Below are 12360 nucleotides of genomic sequence, written 5' to 3'. Positions count from 1 at the left end.
CGCCTTGTCAGTGAGCGTGGGACGCCGAGCTCTTGCCCAGCTCCGACTTGAGGATGAAGCTGCCTTCGCTGGCGACCTGATCGCCCACCGCCAGGCCATCGATCACTTCCACATGGCCGTCGTTGCGCAGGCCCAGGCTGACCGGGCGTGCCTCGAAGCCTTCGGCGTTGCGGACGAACACGCTGGGCTTTTCCTCCACCGTCTGCACCGCCTGCTCCGGAATGGCCACCGGCACCTGGCGCGCTTGGGCGCTGACTCGCACGTTGACGAACAACCCTGGGCGCCAGGCGCCATCGGGGTTGTTCAGGGTGACGCGGGCTACGGCACTGCGGGTCTGCTCGCCGAGCAGATTGCCGACATAGGCAACGCGGCCCTCGACCTGCATGCCCAGGTCCGGTGCTTCGACTCGCGCGGGCTTGCCGACCTGGATGCGCGCCAGGTCCTGCGGGGCGACGCTGAAGGTCGCCCAGACCCGCGAGAGGTCCGAGAGGGTGAAGGCATTAGTGGTTTCGCTGACCACTTCGCCCTGCACCAGGTGCTTCTCCACTACCACACCGTCGAAGGGGGCCCGCAGCTCGTAACGGTTGCCACCACCGCTGGCGGTAACCCCGCTGAGGGCGCTGGTCTTCTGCTTGGCGTTGGCCAGCGCAATCTGCGCCTCTTCCAATACCTGGCGCGCCTGGAGGTAGTCCTGTTCGGCGGAAATCTTCTCGCGCCACAACTCGCGCTCGCGCTCGAAGGTGGTGTTGGCCAAGGCGACGCGACGCTGCGCCGCGGCCAGCTCGCTGCGCAGCTCGGAGATCTGTTGGCTGGAGATGATGGCCAGCAGGTCGCCTTTCTTAACGCTCTGGCCCAAATCGACCGACACCGACTCCACCACGCCCGCTGTACGCGGCACGATGTGCGCGGTGCGGTCCTGATCGAAGCCGATCTCGCCCGGCAGGCTGACGGCTTCATCGAGCGCACGCGGGGCGGCAGTGACCAGCTTGATGCCCGCGGCGCTGATCTGCTCCGCGCTCAGGTGCAGACCTTCCTCTTCGCCGGCTTCTTCCCCCCCTTCAGCGTTGTGATGCTCGCCATCGGCATGCCCGGACGCCTCCGCATGCGCCGATGCGCCGGCCTCGCCGTGGTGTTCGTTGTCGGCGTGGGTCGCATCGTCCTGATGCGCGCCTGGCTGGCTTTCCCCACCCAGCCAGGTGAAGGCGCTGATACCCAGGACGGACGCCAGTACGACGGCCCCTGCAATGTGGACTCTCTTGACCATGAGGACTCCGGAATGAGCCCGACCGCGCCAAAGGCGTCAGACGTCGGGACTGGAAAATAATTGATGCAGGTCCTGAAACAGGTCATGGACGCACCAGTGCGCCACTCCCAGATCCCGGACGAAACCCGGGGCGGGTGCGCAAGTCGGCAAGACCAGCAGCACCCACCCCACCAGAAAACGCGCCGCGCGCCCTTTAGCGTGAGGCCGAGCCGACATCACCGTAGACACGCTCTATGCGCCCCCAGGCATCGCTGACTTGGGCCAGCGCCTGCAAGTACTGATCGCGAGCGGTAATCAGCGTGCGCTGGGCGTCGAGCACTTCGAGGAAGCCGAACTTGCCCATCTCGAAACCACGGGTGGCGCTCTCTACCGCGGTCTGCGCGGTGGGCAGGATGGTCTGGCGGAAGGCATTCACTTCCATCTGCGCGGTGCTCCACTGCTGCAGGGCCTGCTGCGTTTCCTGGCGCAGCCGCAGTTCGGTGGCATTGCGCAGGTCGCGGGCCTGATCGGCACGGCGCGACTCGGCCAGGATGTTGCCCTGATTGCGGTCGAACAGCGGCAACGGCAGGCTCAGGCCGACGACGGCAATGCGGTCGCGGTTGCCTTCCTCGATGGCCTCCTGGGTGCCGACGGTGACGTCCAGGTCCGGGATGCGCTGAGTGCGCGCCAGGCGCAACGCGGCTTCGCTCTGATCGATGCGGCTCTGCGCAAGACGAAGCGAGGCGCTGTCGCCCAGTCGATCGAGCAGCGTCACATCCGAAGGCAGCTCCGGCAGCGGCCTGGTGGTGTCGCTAAGCACGCTGGTGAAATCGGGGCGCGGCAGGCCCATCAGCACGGCGAGGTTCTGGTAGGCATCGGCGCGATCCCGTGCGGCACGCTCCTGCTCCAGCTTTACTTCCGCCAGCTGCACCTGGGCGCGGTTGGCTTCCAGTGGAGGCGCCTTCCCGGCGTGAACACGACCTTGGGCTGCCTTCACTCCCCGCTCGGCCAATGCCACAGACTGCTGTGCCAGGCGCTCGCGCTCCTGGGCGCGCAGGGCAGAATAGAAGCTGGCAATGACATCGCCGCGCAAGGCGTTGCGTTGCTCTTCGACGCTCAGTGCCGCAACTTCCTCCCCCCGCTCGGCCAGCTCGACGCGCGCGCCGCGCTTGCCGCCCAGCTCGAAGGGTTGGGTCAGGCCGACGGTGGTCGTGCGATTGCGTGACTCGGTGCCCTCCTGCTCCCAGGACAAGGTAGGGTTACGCAGCAATCCCGCCTGCTGGCGAAGCCCCTGGGCAATGCCGATTTCACGGGAGCCGGCGGAGTACGAGGGGTTGTTCGCAACCGCCGCCTGCATCGCCTCCTCGATACCCAGATCACGTGCTGCGGCGGAATTCGACAGACTCCAGGCCACGGCGAGGCCAATGGCCCAACGCCCTCCTGATCGAACTCCCTTTGCGAATCGACTCGAACACACCATAGACCTCACCCGCTGGCTCCAGATTCGACGGCAAGAGCCGTCATTTGCTGCGCCAATCTAAAGGTGAGCCACTAGCGACAAGGTGACTGTCAAATTACAAAGATGTAATCCAGCCCCCCGCGCCAGAGCGGCTGAGCACGACAGCGTTCCGGTAATCCGCAGAAACAGTTACCCAGCCCTGCACCACATTGACCTTGTAGTAACTACAGCTTTTAGACTCCGCCGCCATTGCGCCCCGCACATTGGGGCACTGCCCGATGAAGTAGAGCGGAAGCTGACCGATGAAAATTCTTCTCGTCGAAGACGAACCCAAGACTGCCCAGTACCTGCGGCAGGGGCTGAGCGAAAGCGGTTATGTGGTGGACCACGCCGACAACGGCCTGGACGGACTGCACCTGGCCCGCCAGTTTCCCTACGACCTGATCGTACTGGACGTAAACCTGCCGAAGATGGACGGCTGGGAAGTACTGAGCCAGTTGCGCAGCAAATCCGATACCCGCGTGATGATGCTCACTGCACGCGGCCGCCTCAGCGAAAAGGTCAAAGGCCTGGACCTGGGGGCCGACGACTATCTGCTCAAGCCCTTCGAGTTTCCCGAACTGCTGGCGCGCATCCGCTCCTTGCAGCGGCGCGGAGAGCGTGCGCAACCCAGCCAGGTTCTACAGGTGGCCAATCTGGAGCTGGACCCAGGCCGTCACCGTGCCTTTCGCGGTGAACAGCGCATCGATCTGACCAGCAAGGAATTCACTCTGCTCCAGTTACTGATGAGCCGCAGCGGCGAAGTCCTGTCGCGCACGCAGATCATTTCCCTGGTGTGGGACATGAACTTCGACTGCGATACCAACGTGGTCGAAGTGACTATCCGCCGCCTGCGGGCGAAGGTCGACGATCCGTTCCCCAGCAAGCTGATCCACACGATCAGGGGCGTGGGCTATGTACTGGAGTCACGCGAATGAAGCCGGCTAGCCTGTCGCTGAGGATCGGTTTGTGGGTTGGCCTACTCGGCTCGGTGCTGATGGTGCTGTTGATCACCCTGACCTATCTGGTACTCGAACACCAGCTCGACATCCGCGCGCGGCAGTCGCTGGACAGCAAGATGGATCAGGTTCGCCATCGCCTTGACGAGGACATGGGCCCCGGCATCCTGCCTCAGGGCACCCATGCCCTTCGTGACCTGATCATAGGCCATGACTACCTAAGCCTGACATTGCTACCGACTGCGCCTGGCCTACCTCCGCTGATGCAGACCGAGTCTTTCGTAGACTGGCAGACCCTGGATCGCCTGCCGCTACAAAAGGGCAGTCGCGAATGGACGGCGGGCAACGGCCATAACCTGCTGACTTCGCGCAGTGTCGTGACGCTTGAGAACGGTGAGTCCGTGCGGGTATTTCTCACCCTTGACCGCCACGCCGATGCCGCACTGCTCGGCGCCTTCCTGCGCTCTTCGCTGCTGTCGACGCCGCTGCTTCTGCTACTGATCGCGCTGGGCGCAAGACTCGCGGCGCAACGCGGGCTTCTGCCCTTGCGGCGTTTCGGCAAGGTGGCCGCACTGGTCTCCACCGACGACATGAGCCATCGCATTCCAGTCAAACGCTTGCCGGATGAACTCAAGGATGCCGCTCATGCCCTCAATACCATGCTGGGCCGGCTGGACGAAGGTGTACGGCAACTCACGCAGTTCTCTGACGATCTCTCCCATGAGCTGCGCTCACCGATCAACAACATGCTGGGCAAGACCCAGGTAGCGCTTTCCCGCCCGCGTGACAACGACGCTTACCAGGCAGTGCTGGAGTCCAATGTCGAAGAGCTGGAACGGGTCGCCCGCATCGTCAGCGAAATGCTGTTCCTCGCCCAGGTCAGCCATCCGAAGACCCTCCTGCCCGGCGATCCCGTGCATCTGGCCGCAGAGGCGCACAAAGTTGCCGAGCTGTTCGAACTCAGCGCGGAAGAGAAGGACCTGCAGATTCAAATAACCGGCGATGCACAGGTGCTGGGCGACCGACTGATGATCCAGCGAGCCATCTCCAACCTACTCTCCAACGCGATCCGCCATACCCCTGAGCGGAGCATCGTCGAAGTCCGGATCAGCGAGGATGAATCAGGCATCGCACTGCAGGTTGAAAACCCAGGCTCTGGTATTGCCGCCGAGCACCTGCCACACCTGTTCGAGCGTTTCTATCGCGTCGATCCGAGTCGCACCCGTGCCGCGGGGGGAACCGGGCTGGGTCTGGCCATCGTCAACACGATCATGGACCTGCATCAGGGAACGGTCAGCGCCCAGAGCTCGGAAGCGGGCCCTACCCGCTTCCTGTTGAAATTCCCGCGCCGGGCCGACTGACTCAGCGAATCGAGCGGCAGGCGAAGCGCTCCTGGCGATACTCGACCAATTGCTCTTCGCCGAAGGAGTCCTTGTAGCGCATCTGTACGGGGACCACGCCGCAGTCGCGGCTGAGTGGGGTCACCGAAACGACCTCGGCGATATCCAGGTCCATGCCGTAGGTGTATTGCTTGGCCTGTGCGACCTCTGTGGCCGAGGGTTGAGCAGCCGCCATCGCGTGCTGCCGCGCTTGCTGCATGCGCGAGAAGGTGATGTCGCCACCGCCGTCGGCCAGGGCCAGCGATGTCGAACCGAACAGGACGGTGAACAGAAGAGCGTGCTGAATTTTCATCGTGATCGCCTCGGTGGAGTCAGTGCTATGCATTGACTCCACCTTACGATCCGGCCCCTAACAGCAGCCTGAGCAACTCATGACGATTCGGTAATGCGGCACGGCGAGCTAGCGCTCGTTGCGGCAGTTGCCGTTGACGGTATAGCGGATGCTCTTCAGCTCTCCCGTGCTGTCCTCGTAGGACATCAACTTGGGAACATTGCCGCACAGGTTAGCGCTCGCCGTTGGAGTGACATGAATGACCTTGGCCACATCCATTTTCATGCCAAAGCGATAGTCTTCCACCGCGGGAACGGCCTTGCCTTCCGCCTCGGCATGTTGACGCACGGCCTGATCGTTGAGGGTCTCCATGCGCTGCACATAGTCCTCCGGCACCGCCTGGGCAGAGGCGAAGAATGCCTGGCTTAGCAGAAAGACCGCGGTAATGCCGATTGCCTTGGAAAAGCTCGATTTGCTCATTGCCTGTCTCCTTTCGAGTTTCCAACACGATACGAGGCAGGTGCTGACCAGAGCATGGCGAGCGACTTACATTACTGAAACGTCCTCGCCGGAAAGCCGGAAACGGCAAAAGCCGCGCCCCTTTCGGGACGCGGCCGCTGTTCTGTCGACGGCTGTTCAGTTCTTCGCGGTTTCGATCTGCGCCGGCACTTGCTGGGCTGCTTTCATTGCCTGCTGGCGAGCCTGCTCCATGCGCGCAAAGGTGATATCGCCGCCGCCATCGGCCAGGGCGAAGGAAGAGGTACCGAGCAGAGTGACGAGGAGCAGAACACTTTTGACTTTCATGGAGGGCCTCATGGCTGTTGTCCGTGGATGACAACACCTTAAGGCCCCATGCCTAACGGCATCCTGAGCGAAAGATGACGATTCGGTAATGCGCGGAGCTCGCCGCTCACAAGTAACGGGTGATCTCGCGAAACTCGTCCAGCGCGCCCGGCTTCACCCCCTGTGGATCATCCAGCGCATGCTCCAGGCAATGATCGATGTGATCCTGAATCAAGGTTCGCTTGGCCCGGCAGACCGCCTTTTCCACGGCGTGCAGCTGCTGGGCGATGTCCACGCAGGCGCGCTGTTCCTCGATCATTGCGATGATGCTGCGCAAGTGCCCTTCCGCGCGCTTGAGTCGCTTGCGCACCGCCTCATGGGAAGAGTGCGGCCCGTGATCCTGCATGTGAATTCCTCGTGCAGCGTAAAAAGTGGCTCTACCACAGCTCGATGCCGAATCGGTGCATCAGCAATGAAAAGAGGGCGAACAACAGCAAGGTGACGAAGATGCTGGCGATCAGCGTCGGCCAGAACCCCAGGCGCGGCAGGAGCGCCGGAAACAGCAGGAACATCGGCAGCGTCGGCACCACATACCAGAAGGTGTACCAGGCATGGTTGGCGATCTTGTCCTGCCCCTGGTTCTCCACCTGCAGCCAGATCAGCGTGAGCACGGTGACCAGCGGCAATGCCGCCACCAGCCCACCCAGTCGGTCACTGCGTTTGGCCAGCTCCGAGACGAGCACGACGATGCCGGCAGTGGTGGCGTACTTGGTCAGAATCCAGAGCATCGGGAGCCCTCCGGGGCATGAAACCCTGAAGCCCAGAATATCCCCCCAGGGGGGATACGACAAGTGACGCCCTCAGCGATTCAGCGATTCAGCGATTCAGCGATTCAGCGATTCGATGATCCGACACTCCTCGATCACCCCGCCGTGGCAGCAGGCGAGCAGCCGCTGCAATTCCTTCTCCAGCTCCTGCAGGTCGCGAATGCGCGAGCGCACCTGCACCAACTGCTCCGCCACCTTGGCGTCCACCGAGGCGCAGGAGGCCTGGCGGTGGTCAGAAAAGCCCAGTAGCTCGCGGATGTCATCCAGGCTGAAGCCCAGTGAGCGGCTGCGCCGGATGAATTGCAGGCGATCCCGCTCCTGCGCGCTGTAGAGCCTGTAGCCCGACGGCGTGCGAACCGGCGGCGCGAGCAGACCCTGCTGCTCGTAATAGCGAATGGTCACCGACTTGGTATCCGTGGCCCGTGCGAGCTGGCCGATGGTGAATTGGGCATCGTTCATGGCTCTTGACCTTATAGCGACTATAAGGTCCATCCTACCCGCTGAATCGACCGAGCGGGAGTCCACCATGGACAGCTGTTGCGAAAACAAAGCCGGGGAACTGGCACAACTGCGCGCCAAACAGGCCCGCGTGCTGTACATCGTGCTGGCGGTCAACGCCCTGATGTTCCTGGTGGAATTCGCCGCAGGCTGGATCGCCGGCTCGACAGCCCTGCTGGGGGACTCCCTGGACATGTTCGGCGATGCTTCGGTCTATGCGCTGACCTTGTTCGTCCTGCATCGCAGCGTCCGCGCTCGGGCCGGAGCCGCGCTGTTCAAGGGCGGCTTCATGTTGCTGTTCGGCCTGGTGGTGGTGGCCGATGCCGTTCGCAAACTCCTGATACAAGAAGTTCCAGCAGCGGACTGGATGGGCGCCGTAGGATTGCTCGCCCTGCTGGCCAACGGCTGGTGCTTCTACCTCCTCTTTGCTCACCGTTCCGACGACCTGAACATGCGCTCCACCTGGCTCTGTTCGCGTAACGACCTGCTTGCCAACTCCAGCGTGATCGTAGCGGCCGGGCTCGTGGCAGTGACCGGCAGCCTGTGGCCGGACATCATCGTCGGTCTGGCCATCGCCGCGTTGTTCCTGCACTCGGCCTGGCAGGTGATCCGCGAAGCCTTGGCGGAGTGGCGAGCCAACCCAGCGCCACGGGCAGAAGCGGTCGTTGCCACCAGCAGCGCTGCCAGCGCGGGGGTCTGTGGCGGAACCAATACAACCACCGACACCTGCTGCGCGCCACCCGCATCCCAGAGCAAGGGCTGCTGTGACGAGCAGAGCGGCGCCGCTACTGCGACGGCCGTAAAAGCCACTGCCTGTTGCGAACCGGCGCCGGCGAAAGCACTCAGCTCGTGCTGCGCCGAGCATACGACCTCCTGCAGCGAGCCGGTAAAAACGACGCAGAGCCCATTGCTCGGCATCAGTGAGCCGGCCAAGAACACCGCCGCAGAAGTCTCTTGCTGCGGATCGCCTAAAAACCCCTAAGGGATGAGGACCGAAAGGATGCGATACGCTTGCACGCTATGCCTGCCATTACTACTGACCTCGATGTTTGCCCAGGCCGCCATCGAGGTCGGCGATGCCCGAATCAGGATTCTGCCTGGCGACCTGCCGGCAGCCGGCTATTTCACCCTGACCAACGATAGCCCGACGTCTGTCACCCTCGAAGGCGCCGAAAGTCCTGCCTTCGCCAGCGTGATGATGCACCAGAGCGTGCAACGCGACGGCACCGCCAGCATGCAACACCTCATGCAGGTAGAAATCCCGGCCAACGGAAAACTCAGCTTCGCGCCCGGCGGTTATCACTTGATGCTCATGCAGCGCCAGGTGCCACTGGCCGTGGGCGACAAGGTGCAGATGACCTTGAAGTTCAGCGACGGGCAGCGAGTTCCTGCGACCTTCACCGCCGTCCTCCCCGGCAGCGATTGAGGGTGCCCGCCATGACTCAAGCTCTCAGCTCGCGCGCCTGGTATCTGCTGCTCTTTGCCTGGCTGGTGGCACTGGTTTCGACGCTCGCAGCCCTGTTCATCGGCGAAGTGCTTGGCCAACAACCCTGTGTGCTGTGCTGGTACCAGCGCATCCTCATGTTCCCGCTGGCGATCCTACTGGCGATCGCCTGCTTCCGATCAGACTTCGAGATCTGGCGCTATGCGCTGCCACTGTCGGTGATCGGTGGCCTATTCGCCCTTGGCCATAGCCTGCTCTATGCCGGCATCATTCCTCAGCAGATACAGCCCTGCAGCCCCACCGGTCCTTCCTGTACCGACGCCAACACGACCTTGTTCGGCGTGATTCCGCTGCCCTTCCTGGCGCTCCTCGCCTTCATCCTGATTTCCGCCACCCTGCTCATCGTTCGCCGGAGAACCACGCCATGAATCGCCGCGCCCTTGTCGTGACCATCTGCGTGCTGCTACTCGGCGTCTTCGCTGCGGCGGCATACGTCTTCAAGCCTCAGAAAACATCGGAATCGGCCCTTGAGACAACGTCAGCAACGCCGCCCGCCTCGGTGAAGAACAACTTGGTTCGCTTCCATTCGCCCTCCTTCGGCCGGGCCAGCGCCCCCGTCACCATCGTCGAGTTCTTCGACCCGTCCTGCGAGGCCTGCCGCTCCTTCTACCCCTATGTGAAGAACATCCTCGCGGAGGACACCCAGAACGTGCGCCTGGTCCTGCGCTACGTACTGTTCCACAAGGGCTCCGAGGAGGTGGTGCGGATGCTCGAAGCCTCGCGCAAGCAGAACCTGTTCCCGCAGGTGCTGGAGGTGGTCCTCAAGGCGCAGCCACAGTGGCATGACGACGCCACCGCCGCCGCAGCCTGGGACGCTGCTGCCGCTGTTGGGCTGGACGTCGAGAAAGCCCGAAAGGACATGTACGCCCCGGCCGTCGATGCGGTACTCGCCGCCGACAAGCAGGACGTCCAGACCGTTGGCATCAAGTCCACACCCACCTTCTTCGTCAACGGCAAGCAACTGATGCAGTACAGCCCGGACGTGCTGCGCCAGATGGTTCGCGAAGAAGTCGCCAAGAGCCGGAACTGAAGATCATGGCGTGGCTCGAGCATCGCATCCCGCCCGTTGTGCTGATGCTGGTCTGCGCCTTGCTGATGGGATTTGCCGCCAGACTGCTGCCGCCCCTGGAGGTGTCGCTGATCTGGCGGCTCCCGCTGTCTCTGGCCATCACGGCTACGGGCACCGCTATCTGCCTCACGGGCGTTCGCTCGTTCCGGCGGGCAAGGACAACGGTGAATCCGCTGAGCCCTGACTCGGCCAGCGATCTAGTCACCCAAGGGATTTACCGACTGACGCGAAACCCGATGTACCTAGGATTCACCCTGATGCTGGTGGGCTGGGCAGTCCTGCTCGCTTCGTTCTTTGCGTTTGTAGGTGTCGCAGCCTTCGCTCTCTGGATCGATCGTTGGCAGATTCGTCCCGAGGAGCGAGCGCTTCAAAGCTTGTTTGGCGATGACTTTGCTGAGTATTGCTCTCGCACCCGACGTTGGATTTAAGAAACGCACTTCGGATGGAGTGCTGCGGCTCTAGCCGGCTGAACGTGCTATGGGGCGTTATATGCGGATCGCGGCCACGCAGTAAATGCGTCAGATCTGGTAAAAGTAACTGGTCAAATCGAGTGTAGTCAGGTGGCCAGATAAGCGCAGATGCGCATTAGGACAAATTACGTCTCAACCACTCTGGTTCTTAAACCCAATTTCGCTTGGTATCCTGCCATCTGGAGTCGGTACATTATCGAGCTTGCGAATAAGGCTCTCCAGTTTTTCAAAGGCCTGCCAGCGGACGAATTCGAGTTCTATCGCGTAAGCAAGGCTGTAAGCCAACGAAGGGATGCTCCCTCTATAATCACTCCGTTGCGAGATTAATAGCCTCACAGCACTGGTCCTTGCGCCATGAGAACGCATTCTTTCTGCAATGCATCAAGCACAGCGCCAACTTTGTGAAAGTCGTAATTTCTACTTTTTATTTCCTCAGCAGTAAGGGACATAAAATCCCTTGTATACGACTCCTTAAAATCCAAAGAACCATGATACAACTTTAGTGACTGCTTATAATTAGTCCAAGCAACACGAGCCGGATTATATCCCGGCAGCTCAAGATCCAAATAACACTCAATTGCAGCCGCCTTACCATTAATATTAGCCATGCCCTCCCCTTCCGGCCCAAACACCGGGAAATCTTCAAAATCGACAAGATCAGGCAAACACATCCTACGCATATTACTCGGGAGCTTTAGCCTTCCAACCTTGCCATAAGCCTCCACTCCTTCAGCATCATTATCGAACACAAAAACAATCTGGTTTTGAACATCAATATTAACTAGACCTTCTGCAAACTTTGTCAAACCTCCAGTTCCAGAGAAGGGATGGCCTGCGGCATCAATAAATTTGAAAAAATCTGCCACATCGGGCCTAAGGATACTAAGCGCTTGGGAAATTATCAGCGCGTCGGACGTTCCCTCTGTGACAACTAGAATTTTATCTGCTCTTTCGACCCCGGCATTGAAATCACTTTCACTTGCCCATCCAGCATCCACCAAAGGGCCGTATTCCCAAACCACCTCGCATCTAAGATTATCTGAGTTCTCACAAAGCATCCGCATAAACAAATAAGGATGCAAAAAATCTATAAGCGTCCGAAAATAACTTAGCTCAGAATAAAAATTATTATCATAACCCTCATTAGTAGGAATTCTCTCCAGCCGTGGATCATGCAATAAATTCCCCTTCATCCACTCAAAATCCACACCTCCATCATAAATATCCTCAAAGGTCTCAAGAGGCCGCGACTTAATGAAAGCCAGGAGTTCTTCAAAACTCATCGGAGAGGCTTCCCCTTCATCCAAATCAACTATAGAGGAAAGATAATTCTCGTACTCGAACTTTGCTCGCATCAATGTATAACCGAGCAACTCCAGCCTCGGCTTGACGTGCCTCAAAGTTCGTCTAAACGCCCACTCCAACTCAGCAGAATCATCCTCCAGACCATCTCGCGCACCATAATCACTAATACTTCGACCACGAGTTCTTTTTCTATCAACCTCCTGAAATAGAGCGCCGTGATTTATCCCAACATGATTTTTGGAATAACAGAGTTCCAACCCTCCGACATCCAATGTGATTACAGTTCCCACTGTCCAGCTCCTCTGCCACATGCCCCAGCTAGTTTTTCTCTACAGAAAAACTGAGATGGGCCTCAATGAATATTAAAGATAGTTCCCCTTCCTAATCTAGGAGCCGCGGTCCCAACGTCACGTCAAGAAGGTCATCTTAAGGTCCCTGAATTCATAGAATAAGCGCAACGCTTGAAACGAGAGGCAGAGAGCCAGCCACCGGTAGAATCCAGGCTCTCACACCGAAGGATTCAAGCGCAGATG

The 12360-nt window shown here is 60.3% G+C and carries 16 protein-coding genes; 7 read left to right on the top strand and 9 right to left on the bottom strand.

Going from position 1 to position 12360, the window contains the following annotated elements; translation table 11 throughout:
* Positions 1–7: 7 nt before the first annotated feature.
* Positions 8–1264: an efflux RND transporter periplasmic adaptor subunit gene (locus A6723_RS19685; RefSeq protein WP_043273929.1), complete on the bottom strand. Its 1257-nt coding sequence runs from the start codon at positions 1262–1264 to the stop codon at positions 8–10.
* Positions 1265–1457: 193 nt separating this feature from the next.
* Entirely contained in the window at positions 1458–2600 is a 1143-nt protein-coding gene (locus A6723_RS19680; RefSeq protein WP_236225493.1) for a TolC family protein, read from the bottom strand.
* 404 nt (positions 2601–3004) lie between these two features.
* Between A6723_RS19680 and A6723_RS19675 the strand changes: the two genes are divergently transcribed.
* On the top strand, positions 3005–3679 hold the full coding sequence (locus A6723_RS19675) for a heavy metal response regulator transcription factor (protein WP_043273927.1): 675 nt from the start codon (positions 3005–3007) through the stop codon (positions 3677–3679).
* Positions 3676–5061, top strand: coding sequence for a heavy metal sensor histidine kinase (locus tag A6723_RS19670; protein WP_043273926.1), 1386 nt, complete (start codon positions 3676–3678; stop codon positions 5059–5061). The genes A6723_RS19675 and A6723_RS19670 overlap by 4 nt, the downstream gene beginning before the upstream one ends.
* A 1-nt stretch (position 5062) precedes the next feature.
* Here A6723_RS19670 and A6723_RS19665 read toward each other — a convergent pair whose 3' ends face one another.
* The 6 genes from A6723_RS19665 to A6723_RS19645 all read right to left on the bottom strand — a co-directional run bounded on the left by A6723_RS19665 (position 5063) and on the right by A6723_RS19645 (position 7440).
* Positions 5063–5425 (bottom strand): DUF2790 domain-containing protein, encoded by a 363-nt coding sequence (locus A6723_RS19665; protein WP_236225492.1) that lies wholly within the window; start codon positions 5423–5425, stop codon positions 5063–5065.
* Between the two features lie 75 nt (positions 5426–5500).
* Entirely contained in the window at positions 5501–5851 is a 351-nt protein-coding gene (locus A6723_RS19660) for a DUF2790 domain-containing protein (RefSeq protein WP_051879426.1), read from the bottom strand.
* Positions 5852–6007: 156 nt separating this feature from the next.
* Entirely contained in the window at positions 6008–6175 is a 168-nt protein-coding gene (locus A6723_RS32170; RefSeq protein WP_169890401.1) for a co-regulatory protein PtrA N-terminal domain-containing protein, read from the bottom strand.
* 106 nt (positions 6176–6281) lie between these two features.
* Complete coding sequence (locus A6723_RS19655) at positions 6282–6560, bottom strand: metal-sensing transcriptional repressor (protein WP_043273924.1); 279 nt, start codon at positions 6558–6560, stop codon at positions 6282–6284.
* A 31-nt stretch (positions 6561–6591) separates the two neighbouring features.
* Positions 6592–6942 (bottom strand): DUF3147 family protein, encoded by a 351-nt coding sequence (locus A6723_RS19650; protein WP_043273923.1) that lies wholly within the window; start codon positions 6940–6942, stop codon positions 6592–6594.
* A 96-nt stretch (positions 6943–7038) separates the two neighbouring features.
* On the bottom strand, positions 7039–7440 hold the full coding sequence (locus A6723_RS19645) for a helix-turn-helix domain-containing protein (RefSeq protein ID WP_043273922.1): 402 nt from the start codon (positions 7438–7440) through the stop codon (positions 7039–7041).
* 67 nt (positions 7441–7507) lie between these two features.
* Between A6723_RS19645 and A6723_RS32455 the strand changes: the two genes are divergently transcribed.
* From A6723_RS32455 to A6723_RS19620, 5 genes are read left to right on the top strand one after another with little or no spacing between them, the layout of a single operon-like run.
* On the top strand, positions 7508–8461 hold the full coding sequence (locus A6723_RS32455; protein WP_081884771.1) for a cation diffusion facilitator family transporter: 954 nt from the start codon (positions 7508–7510) through the stop codon (positions 8459–8461).
* 18 nt (positions 8462–8479) lie between these two features.
* Positions 8480–8905, top strand: a complete 426-nt coding sequence (locus A6723_RS19635; protein WP_043273921.1) for a copper chaperone PCu(A)C — start codon at positions 8480–8482, stop codon at positions 8903–8905.
* Between the two features lie 11 nt (positions 8906–8916).
* Positions 8917–9351 carry a disulfide bond formation protein B gene (locus A6723_RS19630; RefSeq protein ID WP_043273920.1) on the top strand — a complete coding sequence of 145 codons (435 nt, stop codon included), beginning with the start codon at positions 8917–8919 and terminating at the stop codon, positions 9349–9351.
* Positions 9348–10013, top strand: a complete 666-nt coding sequence (locus tag A6723_RS19625; RefSeq protein WP_043273919.1) for a thioredoxin domain-containing protein — start codon at positions 9348–9350, stop codon at positions 10011–10013. Before A6723_RS19630 ends, A6723_RS19625 begins: the two co-directional genes overlap by 4 nt.
* A 5-nt stretch (positions 10014–10018) precedes the next feature.
* A complete protein-coding gene (locus A6723_RS19620) occupies positions 10019–10480 on the top strand; it encodes an isoprenylcysteine carboxylmethyltransferase family protein (protein ID WP_043273918.1) in 462 nt (153 codons plus the stop codon).
* Between the two features lie 374 nt (positions 10481–10854).
* On the opposite strand, the gene A6723_RS31380 is transcribed toward A6723_RS19620, so the two are convergent.
* Complete coding sequence (locus A6723_RS31380) at positions 10855–12117, bottom strand: HEPN/Toprim-associated domain-containing protein (protein WP_082450912.1); 1263 nt, start codon at positions 12115–12117, stop codon at positions 10855–10857.
* Positions 12118–12360 lie beyond the last annotated feature (243 nt).

Origin of the sequence: Pseudomonas sp. AU11447 (assembly GCF_001672555.2) — a bacterium.
GTDB classification, from domain to species: domain Bacteria; phylum Pseudomonadota; class Gammaproteobacteria; order Pseudomonadales; family Pseudomonadaceae; genus Pseudomonas; species Pseudomonas nitroreducens.
The sequence above is the reverse complement of the archived record's forward strand: the minus strand, read 5'-3'. Positions and strand labels throughout refer to the sequence as shown.